The organism is Ideonella sp., assembly GCF_035254525.1.
Classification (GTDB): Bacteria; Pseudomonadota; Gammaproteobacteria; order Burkholderiales; family Burkholderiaceae_C; genus Ideonella.
Genome location: NZ_DATFAN010000144.1, coordinates 1 through 17,846 on the forward strand (window position 1 = coordinate 1; position 17,846 = coordinate 17,846).

The following is a 17,846-nucleotide window of genomic DNA, read 5'->3' on the forward strand; positions in this document are numbered from 1 at the left end:
CAATGGCGTGCGAAAGGTGCGCAGGACATGAAAGAGGTGACCCGCGGCGAAGAGGAAAGAAGACCATTGCTTCTGGAACGGTGTATCTCTGCACCTCGGATGAGGACATGGTCAAGAGCAAGAAGGTGTTCGTCAGAACGCTCGAATCGTATGCGGCGATGATCGAAGGTCTCGTCGAGATTCAGCGGTTGGCTGCCGAAGAGGCGCGTGAGGAAGGTAGGCGACTTGTCCATAACCTTACGACACTCAACTCGCACATCATTCAGGAAATCTACAACATCGTGCCGCAGGATGAGCTAGCGGGGACACCAAATCGACAGATATCAGTTATCGCTGGTGCGATCTCACAGGACCCGCAAGCGGCCGCCCAGGCTGCGCTGAGGATTCTGAAGAACGCGGTGGCTGCACGGACAGAAATGCAGGTCGTGCGCAGGTTTCGGACAACGCCTCAGTTGCCGCCTCAACTAAGGGGGCACATGATCCACAAGGTCATCAAGAACGTGCTGATTACGTTCTTTCAAGAGGCCCAGGACAAGGAACTCTATTGGAACCTTAGAGCTACCGGAGAGCGTGTTTGGGTGGACTATGAGTTGGTGTCTGCTGCGCTGTATAGATTCTTCGAGAACTGCGTCAAGTACTGTGCCCCGACATCGACGATCGACATTGGATTTCAGCCGAAAAGCGATCGGCTGGACGTGATAATGGAAATGAAGTCGCTTCCAATCGGGCCAGAGGAGGAGCGTCGAATATTTGACGAGGGCGTTTCGGGCTCAATGGCGCAGAAGCACGGGCTCAGCGGAAGCGGCCTTGGCCTCTCGATCGTTCGTCAGCTACTTGAAGTGAACGATGCGGCTGTGTTTGTTGCCGCGGGGACGCGAGTCGAAACCATTCGAGGGATCGAGTACGCGCCCAACCGGTTCACTTTCAGCTTCTCGCGCGTCACAATTAAGAAAGGCTGAGCCTGCGCGTGGGGGGGCAGCGACTGCTTGGCGTTGCGAATGTTGGTGTTCGGTTCGAGGCAGATGATGGCTGCTCTGGGTCGGCAGTGTGAGTAGGCCCGGGGAAGCAGCGGTCATTCGCGATCGGTGCATTACTCGGTACGCTGCCGGGTCGCAGGCTGAACGTCGCCAGCACCTTCTGTACCGGTCGTTCGAACGGCGCTTGCCCAAGCGTGCGAATGAGCGCGATGTCGCAGACAAGGTGAATTCAGCGATCGGGATCGACGGACAGCACCCGCTGCACACCTGCCACCCACCTCATCGGGCCCCAGCATCAGCGTCGGGTCGTCAACGCCAGGTCACGGACCTGTTCATCAACGCGGCGGAAATCCGCCGCTGAGGTGCCAGGGCCGCTCGGCGATGTGGCATCGCCGTCGAGCCTGGGTGCCGGTCTCCAAGGCCGCGCCTCGCAGAGCCCGGTCAGTCACAGTAGATCGTTCGTGTCGCAAGCGGAACGCAGAAGCTCTGCACAGTTCACACATGCCATGGCGCCCAGCGCCATGACCGGGCCATCACACCGAATCCTGGTCTAAGCAATCGCGAAAGGCTTCGTTGAGGGCAGCGGCATCGGCCGATAAGGTATCGGCCATGCAGCAGTTCGCCCACCCCATCACCCCGTGCCGCGTCGCAGCGCTGGCCGGCAGCCCGTCGGCCCGCTCGCGCTCCGCCGCGCTGCTGCGCCAGGCGCTGCGCGCGCTGCCGGCGGCCGACGCGGCGCCGGCCGAGATCGACATCCGCAGCCTGCCCGCGGCGGCCCTGCTGCAGGCCGATGCAAAGGAGCCGGCCGTGGCCCGGGCGCTGGCGCAGGTCCAGTCGGCCGAGCTGGTGCTGGTCGCCACGCCGATCTACAAGGCGGCCTACAGCGGCCTGCTGAAGGTCTTTCTCGACCTGCTGCCGCCCGACGCGCTGCGCGGCAAGCGCGTGCTGCCGCTGGCCACCGGCGGCAGCCTGGCCCACCTGCTGGCGGTGGACTATGCGCTGCGCCCGGTGCTGGCTGCGCTCGGGGCCCGCGAGATCCTCGACACCGTGTTCGCGACCGACGCGCAGTTCGAGCGCGACGAGCACGACGAAGCGGGCGGCTGGCGGCCCGACGCCGCGGTGCGCGAGCGCCTGCAGCGCGCGCTGGCTGGCACCGCCGCCACCGGCCACGCCGAACAGCCCCCCATCACCGCCCCGCGCCCGGCCTCCGTCGACCGAAGCGGCGCGGTGACCGCGGCGTGTTGACGCCGGCCTGACTCCGGATCGTCTCCCTCCTGGGGGAGAGCCTCTCGCCCCCCGGCCGCCCTGCGGCTGGCGCGGGCGTTCGACCCCGGCCCTGCCGCGGGTCGCCTTTTATTCGCCTCCGGTCGTCGACCCGACTCGTCGCCGACGGCCCCATCACCCCGCCGGATTGCCATCATGCCCTTCGTTGTCCATCTCGCCCGCCGCGCCCTGTTGTCGAGCCTGGCCGGCGCCTGCCTCACCCTCGCTTCGCCCGCCGGCGCCCAGAGCGCGGCCACGCTGCGCATCGGCTACCAGAAGTCGGCCAGCCTGCTCGCACTGCAGAAGTCGCAAGGCACGCTGGAAAAGCGCCTCGCGCCGCAGGGCGTCGCGGTGCAGTGGGTCGAGTTCCCGGCCGGCCCGCAGCTGCTCGAAGGCCTGAACGTCGGCTCGGTCGACGTCGGTTTCGTCGGCGAGGCGCCGCCGATCTTTGCGCAGGCCGCCGGCGCGAACTTCGTCTACATCGGCAACGACCCCGCCGCGCCCGAGGCCGAGGCGATCGTGGTGCCCAAGGATTCGCCACTGAAGAGCGTGGCCCAGCTCAAGGGCCGGAAGGTCGCGCTGAACAAGGGCTCGAACGTGCACTACCTGCTGGTGCGCGCGCTCGAGAAGGCCGGGCTGACGTACGCCGACATCCAGCCGGTGTTCCTGCCGCCGGCCGACGCGCGCGCGGCCTTCGAGCGTGGCGCGGTCGATGCCTGGGCGATCTGGGATCCGTTCCTCGCCGCGGTCGAGAAGCAGACCGGCGCGCGCATCCTGGCCGATGGCCGCGGCGTCGTGAACAACTACGCCTACTACCTGGCCGAGCGCGGCTATGCCGAGCGCAACCCGCAGGTCATCCGCACCCTGTTCGACGACACGGTCGAGCGCGGCCGCTGGCTCAAGGGCAACCTGAAGCAGGCCGCGGCTTTGATCGCGCCACTTCAGGGGCTGGACGCCGGCGTGGTCGAGCTGAGCCTGCAGCGCTACCAGTTCGGCGTCGTGCCGCTGACCCCCGCGGTGGCGGCCGAGCAGCAGAAGATCGCCGACACCTTCGTGCAGCTGAAGCTGATCCCGAAGCCGATCCGCATCGTCGATGCACTGCCTGGTGTGCGCAACACCGCGCAGGCGAAGTGAAGGGCGGTGCGGCGATGGACGACACCTCGTTCCCCTTCGCGCGCCGGCGCCTGCTGCACGGCCTGGGCGGTGCGCTGGTGGGCGCGCTGGCGTTGCCGGCCTGGCAGCGCGCGCACGCGGCTGATGGCGGCCCCTCCGCCTTGCGCATCGGCTTCCAGAAGGGCAGCTTCAACCTCGCGCTGCTGAAGATCCTCGGCGGGCTGGACAGGCACCTGCCCGGCGTGGCGGTGCAATGGGTCGAGTTCCCGGCCGGCCCGCAGTTGCTGGAGGCGCTGGCCGTCGGCAGCGTGGACCTCGGCGCCACCGGCGATTCGCCGCCGGTGTTCGCGCAGGCCGCCGGCAAGGAGCTGTACTACGTCGGCGCCGAGCCGCCCAAGCCCGACAGCTCAGCGATCCTCGTCAAGCCTGCGTCGCCGTGGCGAACGCTGGCCGACCTGAAGGGCGCGCGCATTGCGGTGCAGAGAGGCTCATCGGCCCACTTCCTGCTCGTGCAGGCGGTCGCCAAGGCCGGCCTGGCCTGGGCCGACATCTCGCCGGTCTACCTGCCGCCGGCCGATGCGCGCGCGGCCTTCGAGCGCGGCGCGGTCGATGCCTGGGTGATCTGGGATCCGTACTACGCTGCCGCCGAGATCGACGGCCAGGTGCGCGTGCTCGCCACCAGCCGCGGCCTGACCGGCAACAACACCTTCTACCTGGCCTCGCGCGACCTCGCGGCGCGCGAACGCACGCTGGCCGCGGTGTTCGCCGCGCTGACCGAGACCGACGCCTGGGTGCAGGCGCACCGGCAGGACGCCGCCAAGCGCTTCGCCGAGTTCGCCGGCCTCGGGCTGGCCACGGTGCTGCGCGTGCTCGAGCGCCGCCAGGCCTCGCCGGTCGGCCCGCTGACCAGCGCGCTGGTGGCCGAGCAGCAGAAGGTGGCCGATGCCTTCGCCGCCCTCGGCCTGATCCCGAAACCGATCCAGGTCGCCCGGATCGTCCGGCAACCGGGCGCTGCGCGCCTGGCCCAGTCCGGTCGCTAACGTCCATACAGAACGGAGCCACCCCATGAAGATTCTCTGGTTCATTCCGACCCACGGCGACAGCCGCTATCTCGGCACGGCGCAGGGCGCGCGCGTGGCCGACCACAGCTACTTCAAGCAGGTCGCGATCGCGGCCGATTCGCTCGGCTACGAGGGCGTGCTGATCCCCACCGGCCGCTCGTGCGAAGACCCGTGGACGGTGGCGGCCAGCCTGATCGACGCGACGCGCCGGCTGAAGTTCCTGATTGCGCTGCGGCCCGGGCTGATCACGCCCAGCCAGTACGCGCGCATCGCCTCGACCTTCGACCGCCTGTCGGGCGGCCGGCTGCTGATCAACCTGGTGACCGGCGGTGATGCGGCCGAGCTGGCCGGCGACGGGCAGTTCCTGCCGCATGCCGAGCGCTACGCGCACGCCACCGAGTTCCTGACGATCTGGCGCGAGATCATGGCCCGCAGCCACACCGGCGAGCCGCTCGATTTCGACGGCCAGCACCTGAAGGTCGAGGGTGCCCGGCTGCTCTACCCGCCGGTGCAGAACCCGCACCCGCCGCTGTTCTTCGGCGGCTCGTCGCCTGCGGCGCACGAGCTGGCCGCGCAGCAGCTCAACACCTACCTCACCTGGGGCGAGCCGCCGGCCGCGGTGGCCGAGAAGGTCGCCGATCTGCGTCAGCGCGCCGCGCGCTACGGCCGCACGCTGAAGTTCGGCATCCGCCTGCACGTGATCGTGCGCGAGACCGAGGAAGCCGCCTGGGGCGCGGCGGCCGAGCTGATCTCGCACCTCGACGAAGCGACCGTCGCGCGCGCCCAGCAGACCTTCGCCCGCATGGATTCCGAAGGCCAGCGCCGCATGGCCGCGCTGCACGGCGGCCGCTACAACCCGGCCAACGTGCGCGAGGGGCTGGAGGTGGCGCCGAACCTGTGGGCCGGCGTCGGCCTGGTGCGCGGCGGCGCCGGCACGGCGCTGGTCGGCAACCCCGAGCAGGTCGCGGCGCGGCTGCGCGAATACGCGGACCTCGGCCTCGAGTACTTCGTGCTGTCGGGCTACCCGCACCTGGATGAGGCCTACCGCTTCGCCGAACTGGTGTTCCCGCTGCTGCCGCTCGAGCTGCGCGACCGCCTGATCCAGCCGAAGCTGACCGGCCCGTTCGGCGAGATCGTCGCCAACGCGCATGTGCCCGTCACGGCGCCGCGCGCGGCCACGCCCGAACTGGCCCGCGCGGCGAGCTGACGAAGGGGCGAACGATGTCGATCGCGACGCTTCGGGGCCTCGGCCGCCGTGCCGTGCCCTGGCTCGTGCCGCTGGCCATCCTCGTGGTCTGGGAGCTGGCGTCCGCGACGGGCTGGCTCTCGACCCGTGTGCTGCCCGAGCCGCGCGCGGTCGGCGCGGCCTTCGCCGCGCTGCTGGGCTCGGGCGAGCTGGCGCACCATGCGGCCATCAGCACCGGCCGCGCGCTGGCCGGGCTGGCGCTCGGCGGCAGCGCCGGGCTGCTGCTGGGCCTGCTGTGCGGCACCTTCCGCTGGGCCGAGACGCTGCTCGACGCCAGCCTGCAGATGCTGCGCAACATCCCGGCGCTGGCGCTGATCCCGCTGGTGATCCTGTGGTTCGGCATCGACGAGGCGGCCAAGCTGTTCCTCGTCGCGGTCGGCGTGTTCTTCCCGATCTACCTCAACACCTTCCACGGCATCCGCTCGGTCGACCCCGGCCTGATCGAGATGGCGCGCAGCTACGGCCTCGCGGGCTGGGCGCTGTACCGCCAGGTCATCCTGCCCGGCGCCTTGCCGTCGGTGCTGGTGGGCCTGCGCTTCTCGCTCGGGCTGATGTGGGTGCTGCTGATCGTCGCCGAGACGATCTCGGCCCAGGCCGGCATCGGCTACCTGACGATGAATGCGCGCGAGTTCCTGCAGACCGACGTCGTGCTGGTCGGCATCCTGCTGTATGCGCTGCTCGGCAAGCTGGCCGACGTGGTGGCGCGCGGGCTCGAGCGCTGGTGGCTGCGCTGGCACCCGGGCTACCAGGCCGCTTGAAGCGCATGACGACAACGAGAGGGATGCATCGCATGCACAGCTCCGAATTCGACCTGGCGCCGTGGGGCGCCGTCGCTTCGCTGCGCGAATGGCTGGGGCCGGCCCCGGCCCAGACACCGGCCGATACGGGCCGTCCGGCCGTGGCCGCCCGGCGCGCCGGCGCGGCCACCGGCATCGAGGTGCAGATCAGCGGCCTGGCCAAGCGCTACGGCGAACGCAGCGTGTTGCACGACGTCGAGCTGTCGATCGCGCCGGGCGAGTTCGTCGCGATCGTCGGCCGCAGCGGCTGCGGCAAGAGCACGCTGCTGCGCCAGCTCGCCGGCCTCGAAACCGCCGATGCCGGCCGCGTCACGCTCGACGGCCTGGGCGTCGACGAGGCGCGCGGCGCGCTGCGCATCATGTTCCAGGAAGCGCGCCTGTTGCCCTGGAAGCGGGTGCTCGACAACGTCGCGCTCGGCCTGAAGGGGGCCGAGGGGCGCGCGCAGGCCCGCGAGGCGCTCGCGCAGGTCGGCCTGGCCGAGCGTGCGAACGACTGGCCGGCGCTGCTTTCGGGCGGCCAGCGCCAGCGTGTGGCACTGGCGCGCGCCCTGGTGCACCGGCCGCGCCTGCTGCTGCTCGACGAGCCGCTGGGCGCGCTCGATGCCCTGACGCGCATCGAGATGCAGCAGCTGATCGAGCAGCTGTGGCGGCAGCACCGCTTCACCGCGCTGCTGGTCACGCACGACGTGGCCGAGGCGGTGGCGCTGGCCGACCGGGTGGTGCTGATCGAGGACCGGCGCATCGCCTTCGACGAGGCGGTGGCGCTGCCCCGGCCGCGCGCCCGCGGCAGCGCTGGCTTTGCCGCCTTCGAGGACCGGGTGCTGCGCCGCGTCCTGCAGCAACCGGACGAGCCGGCCGCGCCGCGCCAACTGCCCGAAGGACTGCCGCCGGGGTTACGCTTCGCGATCTGACCCCAACGCAGATCGGAAGCCGCCGATGTTCCGCCAGCTCTTCGACCCCAGCTCCTCCACCTACACCTACCTGCTCGCCTGCGAGCGCACCGGCGATGCGGTGCTGATCGACCCGGTGCTCGAGCAGCGCGAGCGCGACCTGGCCCTGGTCGCCCAGCTCGGCATGCATGTGCGCTGGCTGCTCGACACCCATGTGCATGCCGACCACGTCACGGCCGCGTCGGCGCTGAAAGAGGCCCTGAAGGCGGTGCTGCCGGCCGCCGAAGCGCCCACCACCGCGGTCGGCCTGGCCTGCGAGGCCGCGGGCTACGAACGGGCGCTGAACCATGGCGACCGGCTCGATTTCGGCGACGAACACCTCGACGTGATCGCGACGCCCGGCCACACGCCGGGCAGCATGAGTTTCCTGTGGCGCGACAGGCTGTTCACCGGCGACGCGCTGCTGATCGGCGGCTGCGGCCGCACCGATTTCCAGGGCGGCAGCGCCGGCGCCCTCTACGACGCGATCACCAAGCACCTGTTCACGCTGCCCGGCGAGACGCTCGTCTACCCCGGCCACGATTACCGCGGCCGGCGCGTCTCGTGCATCGCCGAGGAGCGCGAGACCAACCCCCGGCTCGCGACCACCTCGCGCGACGAGTTCATCGCGTTGATGGCCGCGCTGAACCTGCCCAAGCCGCGCCTGATCGACCTCGCCGTGCCGGCCAACAAGCAGGCTGGGGCGGTGGTGCAGGGCTGAGGGCTTCCAGCCGGTTCCTGCCGAACGGCCTGCGGCTGTTGGATTTGCGACAGCCGGCGGCGGCGCGGGCGCGATGTGGGGCCCCGGGCCGGGCCTGATCGGCCGTTCCAACCGATGGCCTGCGCCGATATTGGAGTGGCGCGGCCCGACGCCGCCCACGACCAACATCAGTGAGGACCTACCGTCATGAAGAACCCTCTCCGGGCCCTGGAGCGCATAGGGCCCCGCCTGGCCGCCAGTTTCGGCGTGCTGATCCTGACCTGCATCGCGATCGCCGCCTACGGCATCTGGCACCTGCGCGCGGTCGACGCGGCGCTCGGCCGGGTCACCGAGCACAACATGGTGCGGGTGCTGTGGCTCGGCGAGATCAAGGACAACCTGAACCTCGTCGCGCGCGGCGTTCGCAACATTGCGCTGCTGGCCGGCGACGGCAGCCTGAAGGCGATTCGCGAGGAGCGTGCGCGCATCGAGAAGGCGCGCCAGCGCAACACCGAGCTTGGTGAGCAGCTGGGCCAGGCACTACTGGCCGGCCCGACCGAGCCGCTGTACCGCGATTTCGTGGCCGCCCGCGAGCCCTACCGGCGCACGCTCGACAAGGCGATCGACCAGGCCCTGGCGGCGGAGCGCGAGGCTGCCCGTGACACGCTGCTCGGCGAGCTGCGGCCCTTGCAGGCTGCGTACTTCAAGTCGCTCGATGCGCTGATCGACGCCGAGCGTGCGGCGGTCGACGCCTCGGCCGCCGAAGTGCGCGGCGACGCGGCCCGGGCCGGGCTGGCGATGCTGGGCGTGGCCGGCGCTGCGGCGGTGGCCGGCGCAGCACTGGCCTGGCGCACGACACGCTCGATCACGACGCCGTTGGCGCGTGCAGTCGACGTGGCGCGCTCGGTGGCCAGCGGCGACCTGCGCTCGGCGATCACCGTCAGCGGAGTCGACGAAACGGCCGAGCTGCTGGCCGCACTGGGCATGATGAACGACAGCCTGGCGCGCATGGTCGGTGCGGTGCGCGACGCCGGCGAGCAGATCGCACTCGGTGCGACCCAGATCGCTGCCGGCAACGCCGACCTCAGCCAGCGCACCGAGCGCCAGGCCAGCAGCCTGCAGCAGACGGCCGCGGTGATGGACCAGCTCAATGGCGCACTGCGCGGCAGTGCCGCCGCGGCGCAGCGCGCCTGCGCGCTGGCCGAGCGCGCGACCGGCAGCGCGTCCGGCGGCAGCGCGGCGATGGATCGGGTCGTCGCGACGATGCAGGACATCGCCGGCGCCTCGCGCCAGATCGGCGAGATCATCGGCGTGATCGACGGCATCGCGTTCCAGACCAACATCCTCGCGCTGAACGCCGCCGTCGAGGCTGCGCGGGCGGGCGAACAGGGCCGCGGCTTCGCGGTCGTGGCCGGCGAGGTGCGGGCCCTGGCCCAGCGCAGCGGGGAGGCGGCGCGTGAAATCCGCCAGCTGATCCTGCGCAGCGTCGAGCGAGTCGATGAGGGGACGCGGCAGGTCGGCGATGCCGGCGAGGTGATTCACGAGATCCGGCGCGAGGTCGGCGAGGTCAGTGCCCTGATCGGCCAGATCTCGTCGGCGACGCAAGAGCAAAGCCGCGGGGTGGGCGAGGTCCATGACGCGGTCGCCCAGCTCGACCAGGTGACTCAGCAGAACGCGGCGATGGTCGAGCAGGCGGCGGCCGCTTCGGGGTGCCTGCGCGAGCAGGCCGCTCGCCTGTCCGGCATGGTGGGCAGCTTCCGCCTGGCCTAACGACCGAGGTCGACGCCTTTGGCGATGCCGTCGGGTGCGCTCGCGCTCGCTTCCGCGTCGGCCAGCAGCCCGTGGCGCCGCAGCAGCGTGCGCAGGCTGTGCCGGCTCAGGCCGAGCGCGCGGGCGGTGATGACCTGGTTGCGCCCGTGGTGGGCGTAGGCGGTGCGCAGCAGCGTGGCTTCCACTCTGGCGTGCAGCGCATCGGGCGGGTGGTGCAGCAGCTCCTGGAACATCCGCTCGACGCGCTCGATCGGCGACGCCGTCTCGATGGACGGGGGTGGCGAATCGGGTTCGGCCGGTTCGCCGTGTGTCAGCTGGAACAGCCGCAGGTCGCGCGGGCGAATGACAGCGTCGCGGCAGACCATGGCCGCGTGGTGAACGATGACCTGCAGTTCGCGGACGTTGCCGGGCCAGGGGTAGTCGAGCAGGGCGCGTTGCGCCGCGGGGTTGATCTGCGCCGGCGCGCAACCGAGCCGGAGCCCGAGTGCGGCCGCGAAGTGCTCGGCCAACGGCAGGATGTCGCCGGGCCGCAGGCGCAGCGGCGTCAGGCTCACCGGCACCACATTGAGCCGGTGGTACAGATCGGGCCGGAACTGCTGGCTCGCGACGGCCTGACGCAGATCGATGCTGCTGGCGACCACGAGGCGCGGGCCAGGCACGGCCGGCGGGCCCTCCTGAAGTGCCTGCATCAGCAGGGCCTGCTGCGGCATCGGCAGGTAGCCGATCTCGTCGAGGAACAAGGTGCCCTCTTGCGCCGCTTCCAGGCGGGCGCTTCGGGTGCTGCCGTCGCGGCTGAACAGTGCGTCCTCGGCAGAGCCGTCGGCCGACGCACCGCAATGGAAGGTGACGAAGGGGCCGCGGCGCCCGCTGGCAGCGTGGATGTGGCGAGCGATCAGGTTCTTGCCGGTGCCGGCCTCACCCATGACAAGCATGGTGGCGTCGCTGCGCGCCAGGCGCTCGATTTCGCGCAGCAGGCGCAGCGACGTCGGATCCTCGAACAGCAGCGGCAGGCGGGGAGGGGCCAAGGGGAGCAGGCGGGTTGCGTCGCGAAACGTAACGAAGTCTTTCCGCGGCAGCGCGGCGCGGAAACGAAGTAATGCGCCTGAGCTTGCGCGGTGGGTGCATAAGGGCCGCCAGCCCGAAGCCGGGGGCCCCTTAGATCGCCCAGGCATATGCATGTGTTCATGCCGAAATATCAGTTCATCCGCTGGCCGTCCGCGACGACGATGGCGGCATGTCCACGTTGACCTCCACGGAGCCGGCCTGCGTCGCGGTGGTCGGGCTCGGCTTCAGCGGAACCGCGGTCGCCATCCACCTGATGCGCGGGCTGCCGCGCGGTTCACGGCTGCTGCTGATCGAGCCGGCGGCGCGCCGTGCGCGCGGCCTGGCCTACGGCACGCGCTGTGCGAGCCATTGGCTCAACGTGCCGGCCGGCCGGCTGGGCCTGGAGCCGGCGCATGAAGCCGGCTTCATCGATTGGCTGCAGCGCCGCTACGGCGCCTATTCGGCCGCCGAATTCGTGCCCCGCATGCTGCTGGGCGACTACCTGGCCGAGGCGCTGGCCGAGGCCGAGCAGCGCGCGCATTCGCGCGGCGTCCAGGTGCAGACCCTGGCCGCCGGCGTGCGGGCGATCGAGCCGGCCGCCGAGGGGGCGATGCGCCTGGCGCTCGACGACGGCAGCACCTGCCTGGCCGAACGCGTGGTGCTGGCCACCGGCCACCTCGCGCCCGAGGCGCCGCGCCTACCCGATGTGCCCGGTGCGCCGCCCTGGGGCACGCCGGGCCTGATCGACCGGCCCTGGGACGATGCGGCCCTGGCCGCCTTGCCGGAGGACGGCGACCTGCTGCTGCTGGGCAGCGGCCTGAGCGCGATCGACCTGCTGACCTGGCTGCAGGACCGGGGCCATGCCGGGCGGGTGACGATGCTGTCGCGCCGCGGCCTGCTGCCCCAGCCGCACCGCAGCCTCGAGGCGCGGCCGCGCCCGGGCCTGTGGCCCTTGCAGGCGCTGGCCGACGCGCCCGGCCTGCGCGTGATGCTGCGCAGCGTGCGCCGCTGGGCTGCCGAGGCGCGGGCCGAGGGCCGCGACTGGCGCGATGTGATGGCCAGCCTGCGCGCCAGCACGCCGGCGCTGTGGCAGCGGCTGACACTGCGCGAGCGCCGCCAGTTCCTGCGCCACCTGCAGCCGTGGTGGGACACCCACCGCCACCGGCTCGCGCCCGGCATCCAGCACCGGTTGCAGGCCGCGCTGCGCACCGGCCAGGCCGAGGTGCAGGCCGGGCGGCTGCAGGCCATCGTGCCCGCGCCGGGTGGCGGCTTCGAGGTCCGCTGGCGGCCGCGCGGCGCCGAGGCCGGCGTGCAGGCGCAGCGGCGCGTGGCGGCGGTGGTCAACTGCACCGGCCCATCGGCGCGCGTCGGCCATGCGCCGGCGACGGTGGCCGGGGCGCTGCTCGCCTCGCTGCAGGCGCAGGGCCGGCTGATGGTCGACGAGCTCGGCCTGGGCCTGAAGGTGGATGCCGCGCACCGCCTGCTCGATGCGCGCGGCCAGCCGCAGCCGGGGCTGTACTACGTCGGGCCGATGCTCAAGGCCCAGCACTGGGAGGCGATCGCGATCCCCGAGCTGCGTGTGCACGCGCAGGCGGTGGCCGAGCACCTGCTGCGGCAGGTGCCGGTGCGGGCGCCGGCTTGAGCCGGGTCGCCGGGATCCCGCCGCCTCAACCGGCCACGCTGGCGTCCGCGTCCAGCGCGGCGCGCACCACCGCGCGCGTCAGCGGCGGCGCGAAGGCTGCGATGAAGGCGTAGTCGATGTCGCGCAGCAGCGCGTCGCGCCGCACGGCCAGGCGGGTCAGGTTCGGCTCGAACAGGTGGCGCGCCTCGAGCGCCTGCAGTGGCGCGTCGCGCTGCGGGTCGTAGGCCACCGCGGCGATGATGCCGACGCCCAGGCCCAGCTGCACGTAGGTCTTGATCACGTCGGCGTCCATCGCAACCAGTGCGAATTCGGGCCGCAGGCCGGCGGCGTCGAACGCGGCGTCGATGTGCGAGCGGCCCGTGAAGCCCGGCTCGTAGCTGATCAGCGGGTACGCAGCGAGCTCGTGCAGTGTCAGCTCGGCGCCGTCGTGCCGGTCCAGCGGATGGCCCGGCGGCACCAGCACCAGGTGCGTCCAGCGGTAGCAGGGCAGGGTCGCGAGGCTGGCGTGCTGGGCGAGCGCCTCGGTGGCGATGCCGATGTCGGCCTGTCCATCGAGCAGCCAGCGCGCCACCTGCTGCGGCGAGCCCTGGCGAAGCAGCAGCTGCACGTCCGGCTGCCCGACGCGGAAGTCGCGCACGGCGTGGGGCAGTGCGTAGCGCGCCTGCGAGTGCGTGGCCGCCACGGTCAGCCGCCCGGTGCGCTCGCGTGCGTAGTCGTGGCCGGCCCGCTTGAGCTGCTCGGTCGAATGCAGCAGGCGCTCGATGATCGGCAGCAGCCGCTCGCCGGGCGCGGTCAGGCCCACCAGGCGCTTGCCGGCGCGGCGGAACAGCGCGATGCCGAGCTCGTCCTCGAGCTCGCGGATCTGCCGGCTGACGCCCGGCTGCGAGGTGTGCAGCACCTGGGCGACCTCGGTCAGGTTGTAGTGCTGGCGCGCGGCCTCGCGCAGCGAGCGCAGTTGTTGCAGGTTCAAGAGGGCGGTCTCCGCGGCCGTGGGTGGGATGGCGCGGATTCTTGCGAGCGCCCTGCGCCCACGGAACGAAGGAATGCGACGCTGCTACCGCATCGGCCGCATAACGCGTCAGAACGACTTGCCGGCGGTGCGCGCGCGGAACAGTTCCAGCAGCCCGACCTCATGCGGGCCCGGCCGCAGCGTGAAGGCTTCGCCGGCGTGCAGCGTGCCAGGCTCGATCACCGCGAGGTAGGCGCCGCAGTAGCCCGACTCGACCATCAGCTTGGCGGCCTTGGCGAAGCCCATCGCGGCATTGAACTTGAAGCACGGGAAACGCGGCTCGCTGACGGCGAGCACGGTGCCACTGTCGAAGCACAGCCGGTCGCCGACCCACAGCTCGCGCTCGGTGACGCCGGCCAGCGTCAGGTTCTCGCCCATCGCGCCCGGCGGCAGCAGCGGGTCGTCCCAGCCGCCTGCGCGCGCCTGCGCGCGTACCGTGCGCCAGAACGCGTAGTGCACCTGCGGGTAGGCGTAGACCGCCTTGGCGAGGCCGCCGTGCACCGACAGGTCGGCCTGCTCGTCACCCTCGAGCCCCAGCGTCGTGCAGGCCACCGGCCCGCTGCGTGCGCGCTTGCCGATGCCGGTCAGGACCTCCCGGCCGTTGATCAGGCGCGCCTCGGCGCGCGCGGTGTTGACGCTGACGATGTGCATGCACTGATTGTGCAGGTTCGCCCATCCGTGCCAACCCTCCCGGCAATCCTCAACAAGCCTCATTGCGGGGGCTTGCCCCCTCGACGGGGTAACCGGCTGTCTCCACGATGGGACCCCCGACGCGGCCACCGCCGCGGAAGTCTCGATGTGTCGATCGATGGTCCGTGGCCACCCGCCGCGGCCATGCCATTCCAAGGAGCGAGTGAGTGAAGCAAATCCGCAAGACGCTGCTGGCCTCGGCTGCAGCCGCCGCCTTGACCCTGGGCCTGGGCGGCGCCCAGGCCGCCACGCAAAGCGTGCCGGCGAAGGCCACCGAGCAGACCCGGCACTGGTTCGTCGAGTTCAGCAGCCTGCCGACCATCGAAGGCACGAAGCTCGACAAGGTGCGCGGCGAGAAGGCCGCCTTCCGCCAGGCCGCCAAGGCGGCCGGCATCTCCTTCAAGGAGCGCCGTGCGTTCGACGTGTTGTTCAACGGCCTGTCGATCGACGTCGGCCCGGCCGAGCGCGCCAAGATCGCGCGCTTGCCCGGCGTCAAGGCGATGTACCCGGTCGAGGTGATCCAGGCGCCCAAGCCGATCCGTGCCGAGGGCGGCCAGGAGGGCCCGCAGCTCGACACCGCGCTGGCGATGACGGGTGCCGACGTGCTGCAGGGCATGGGCATCACCGGCAGCGGCATCAAGGTCGGCATCATCGACACCGGCGTCGACTACGACCACACCGCCTTCGGCGGCACCGGCACGCCCGGCGGCACCAGCTTCCCGACCGCGCGCGTGGCCTATGGCTACGACTTCGTCGGCGACGCCTACAACGCCGACCCGAGCAGCCCGGACTATGACCCGGTGCCGGTGCCCGACGCGAACCCCGACGACTGCGCCGGCCACGGCACGCACGTCGCCGGCATCGTCGGCGCCCACGGCGGCGTGACCGGCGTCGCGCCGGACGTGACGCTGGGCGCCTATCGCGTGTTCGGCTGCGCCGGCTCGACCGAGTCCGACATCATGATCGCCGCGATGGAGCGTGCGCTGGCCGACGGCATGCAGGTCGTCAACCAGTCGATCGGCTCGTCGTTCCAGTGGCCCGAGTACCCGAGCGCGAAGGCCGCCGACCGGCTGGTGCGCGCCGGTGTCGTCATGGTCGCCTCGATCGGCAACAGCGGCACCAGCGGGCTGTACGCGGCGGGTGCCCCGGGCGTGGGCAAGGACGTGATCGGCGTCGCCTCGTTCGACAACACGCACAGCAAGCTCAACGAGTTCACCGTCACGCCGGACGGGACCGCGATCGGCTGGCAGCCTGCCACCGGGGCGCCGGCCGCGCCGACCTCGGGCACGCAGCCGATGTCGCGCACCGGCACGGTGACCTCCACCGCCGACGCCTGCGTCGCCCTGCCGCCCGGCAGCCTGACCGGCACGGTCGCGCTGGTCCGCCGTGGCGGCTGCACCTTCTACCAGAAGGCCTTCAACGCGCAGAGCGCCGGTGCCGCCGGCGTCGTGCTCTACAACAACGTGCCGGGCCGCATCTCGGCCACGGTCGCCGGCACGCCGGCGATCACGGTGCCGGTGGTCAGCATCTCCGACACCGAAGGCGCGCTGCTCGACTCGCGCCTGGCCGGCGGCGCGGTCGACATGACCTGGACGGCCGACCTCGGCTCCTTCCCCAACCTGACCGGCGGGCTGATCTCGAGCTTCAGCTCGTATGGCCTGGCGGCCGACCTGAGCGTCAAGCCCAACATCGGCGCCCCGGGCGGCATGATCTACTCGACCTACCCGCTGGAGCTGGGCGGCTACGCGACGCTGTCGGGCACCTCGATGTCGTCGCCGCACACCGCGGGCGGCGCCGCGCTGCTGCTGCAGGCCGATCCGAAGATCAAGGCCAAGACCATGCGCGACCGCATGCAGAACTCGGCCGACCCGAAGAACTGGCAGGGCAACCCGAACCTGGGCTACCTCGACGAAGTCCACCGCCAGGGCGCCGGCATGCTGGATCTGGTCGGCGCGGTGCAGGCCAAGGTGCTGGTGCAGCCCGGCGAGCTGTCGCTCGGCGAAAGCCAGGCCGGCCCGGCCGTGCGCACGCTGACCTTCAGCAACAAGGGCACGACGGCCATCACCTACGACCTGAGCCACGCCAGCGCCCTGGCCACCGGCCCGAACAGCTTCACCGTCTCGGCCTTCGACGCGCCGGCCGACGTGAGCTTCAGCGCCGCCAGCGTGACGGTGCCGGCCAAGGGCAACGCCAGCGTCGACGTGACGATCACCGCGCCCACCGGGCTGGACGACAAGAGCCTCTACGGCGGCTACCTGGTGGCCACCTCGCAGGCCGACGGCAAGGTGCTTCGCGTGCCCTACGCCGGCCTGAAGGGCGACTACCAGAGCATCCAGGTGCTGACGCCGACCGCCAACGGCTTCCCGTGGCTGGCCAAGTTCGACGGCACGAGCTACACCAACCAGCCGGGCGGTGCGACCTACACGATGGAGGGCAACGACATCGCGTTCTTCCTGGTGCACCTGGATCACCAGTCGCGCCAGATGAAGCTCGAGGCCTTCGATGCCGCGACCAACAAGTCGATGCACATGGTCAGCCTGGACAACTACCTGCCGCGCAACGCCACCAGCACCGGCTTCTTCGCCTGGACCTGGGACGGCACGACCTTCAAGAAGAACGGCGCGCCGAGCCCGGTGCCCAACGGCCAGTACGTGGTCAAGCTCTCGCTGCTCAAGGCGCTGGGCAACCCCGACAACGCGGCCGACTGGGAGACCTGGACCTCGCCGGTGGTGACCATCCTGAGACCCTGAGTCCCCAGGCCCCTTCCGGGGGCTGTCCCCCCATTGGGGATCCGCGCACGCCACTTGAAGGAGCCCCGGCCTTGACGGCGGGGCTCTTTTTTTCTTGAGCCCTGCGTTCTGTGCATCGGCTCATTCCGGATTTGCATGAACGTGCAAACGGCCCTGGTTACCACCCAATTACACTGGGGTGACGGGTGATGTCCCAGGTGAGCCGCCACATTCCTTGGCGGCCAGGCGCGAAACCTGCTGTAACCCGGCAGTGCTCGCCCGCCGCACCAGCATCCGGGCCCACGGCATTGGGCGAGCCCCGTCGTCGTCACCACGTGGCGGCTCGGCGAGGCTCGCCCAATTCCGTCTTCTTCAGCCTTTCTAGCCTTGAACCCTGGAGCTATGCCCGTGAACCATCCCGCCATGGAAGGGTTGCGCCTGAACGCGCCCGCCTACGTCAAGAACGCCAAGCTGATCGCCTGGGTCAGTGAGATCGCCGCGCTCACCGAGGCCGCCGAGGTCTACTGGTGCGACGGTTCGCAGGCCGAGTACGACCGCCTGTGCCAGCAGCTGGTCGACGCCGGCACGTTCAAGAAGCTGAACCCGGCCAAGCGCCCGGGCAGCTACCTGGCGTGCTCCGATCCGTCGGACGTGGCCCGCGTCGAGGATCGCACCTTCATCTGCTCGCTGTCGAAAGACAATGCCGGGCCGACGAACAACTGGGTGAACCCGGTGGAAATGCGCCGGAAGCTCAAGGAGCTCTTCAACGGCTGCATGAAGGGACGCACGATGTACGTTCTGCCCTTCAGCATGGGGCCCGTCGGATCGCCCATGTCCCAGATCGGTGTCCAGCTCACCGACTCCCCGTATGTTGTT

14 protein-coding genes and 1 pseudogene are annotated in these 17,846 nt (G+C 70.9%); 12 read left to right on the forward strand and 3 right to left on the reverse strand.

Annotated elements, in window-relative coordinates:
• The 9 genes from VJ693_RS14565 to VJ693_RS14605 all read left to right on the forward strand — a co-directional run.
• A partial coding sequence (locus VJ693_RS14565; protein WP_324155213.1) for an ATP-binding protein occupies positions 1-959 on the forward strand: 959 nt, incomplete at its 5' end.
• Between the two features lie 627 nt (positions 960-1,586).
• On the forward strand, positions 1,587-2,222 hold the full coding sequence (ssuE, locus tag VJ693_RS14570) for an NADPH-dependent FMN reductase (protein WP_324155215.1): 636 nt from the start codon (positions 1,587-1,589) through the stop codon (positions 2,220-2,222).
• A gap of 174 nt (positions 2,223-2,396) precedes the next feature.
• Positions 2,397-3,374: a sulfonate ABC transporter substrate-binding protein gene (locus VJ693_RS14575; protein ID WP_324155217.1), complete on the forward strand. Its 978-nt coding sequence runs from the start codon at positions 2,397-2,399 to the stop codon at positions 3,372-3,374.
• Between the two features lie 14 nt (positions 3,375-3,388).
• Entirely contained in the window at positions 3,389-4,393 is a 1,005-nt protein-coding gene (locus VJ693_RS14580; RefSeq protein ID WP_324155219.1) for an aliphatic sulfonate ABC transporter substrate-binding protein, read from the forward strand.
• A gap of 25 nt (positions 4,394-4,418) precedes the next feature.
• Positions 4,419-5,621: an FMNH2-dependent alkanesulfonate monooxygenase gene (gene ssuD, locus VJ693_RS14585; protein WP_324155221.1), complete on the forward strand. Its 1,203-nt coding sequence runs from the start codon at positions 4,419-4,421 to the stop codon at positions 5,619-5,621.
• A 14-nt stretch (positions 5,622-5,635) separates the two neighbouring features.
• The gene (gene ssuC, locus VJ693_RS14590) at positions 5,636-6,418 is read left to right on the forward strand and encodes an aliphatic sulfonate ABC transporter permease SsuC (RefSeq protein ID WP_324155223.1); all 783 of its coding nucleotides are present in this window, start codon (positions 5,636-5,638) and stop codon (positions 6,416-6,418) included.
• A gap of 32 nt (positions 6,419-6,450) precedes the next feature.
• Positions 6,451-7,368, forward strand: a complete 918-nt coding sequence (locus VJ693_RS14595; RefSeq protein ID WP_324155225.1) for an ATP-binding cassette domain-containing protein — start codon at positions 6,451-6,453, stop codon at positions 7,366-7,368.
• Positions 7,369-7,393: 25 nt separating this feature from the next.
• A complete protein-coding gene (locus VJ693_RS14600; RefSeq protein ID WP_324155227.1) occupies positions 7,394-8,107 on the forward strand; it encodes an MBL fold metallo-hydrolase in 714 nt (237 codons plus the stop codon).
• Between the two features lie 186 nt (positions 8,108-8,293).
• Entirely contained in the window at positions 8,294-9,856 is a 1,563-nt protein-coding gene (locus tag VJ693_RS14605; RefSeq protein ID WP_324155229.1) for a methyl-accepting chemotaxis protein, read from the forward strand.
• Here VJ693_RS14605 and VJ693_RS14610 read toward each other — a convergent pair.
• Positions 9,853-10,881 (reverse strand): sigma 54-interacting transcriptional regulator, encoded by a 1,029-nt coding sequence (locus tag VJ693_RS14610; protein WP_324155231.1) that lies wholly within the window; start codon positions 10,879-10,881, stop codon positions 9,853-9,855. The two genes, VJ693_RS14605 and VJ693_RS14610, sit on opposite strands and share 4 nt — an antisense overlap.
• A 209-nt stretch (positions 10,882-11,090) precedes the next feature.
• Here VJ693_RS14610 and VJ693_RS14615 point away from each other — a divergent pair, with 209 nt between their 5' ends.
• Complete coding sequence (locus tag VJ693_RS14615; protein ID WP_324155233.1) at positions 11,091-12,542, forward strand: FAD/NAD(P)-binding protein; 1,452 nt, start codon at positions 11,091-11,093, stop codon at positions 12,540-12,542.
• Between the two features lie 25 nt (positions 12,543-12,567).
• On the opposite strand, the gene VJ693_RS14620 is transcribed toward VJ693_RS14615, so the two are convergent.
• Positions 12,568-13,512, reverse strand: a complete 945-nt coding sequence (locus VJ693_RS14620) for a CysB family HTH-type transcriptional regulator (protein WP_324155235.1) — start codon at positions 13,510-13,512, stop codon at positions 12,568-12,570.
• 108 nt (positions 13,513-13,620) lie between these two features.
• Positions 13,621-14,202, reverse strand: coding sequence for an MOSC domain-containing protein (locus tag VJ693_RS14625; RefSeq protein WP_324155237.1), 582 nt, complete (start codon positions 14,200-14,202; stop codon positions 13,621-13,623).
• Positions 14,203-14,408: 206 nt separating this feature from the next.
• Here VJ693_RS14625 and VJ693_RS14630 point away from each other — a divergent pair, with 206 nt between their 5' ends.
• Both VJ693_RS14630 and VJ693_RS14635 read left to right on the forward strand, forming a co-directional pair.
• Complete coding sequence (locus tag VJ693_RS14630) at positions 14,409-16,991, forward strand: S8 family peptidase (RefSeq protein WP_324155239.1); 2,583 nt, start codon at positions 14,409-14,411, stop codon at positions 16,989-16,991.
• A 387-nt stretch (positions 16,992-17,378) separates the two neighbouring features.
• Positions 17,379-17,846, forward strand: a pseudogene (locus VJ693_RS14635) (phosphoenolpyruvate carboxykinase); the annotation flags it as partial.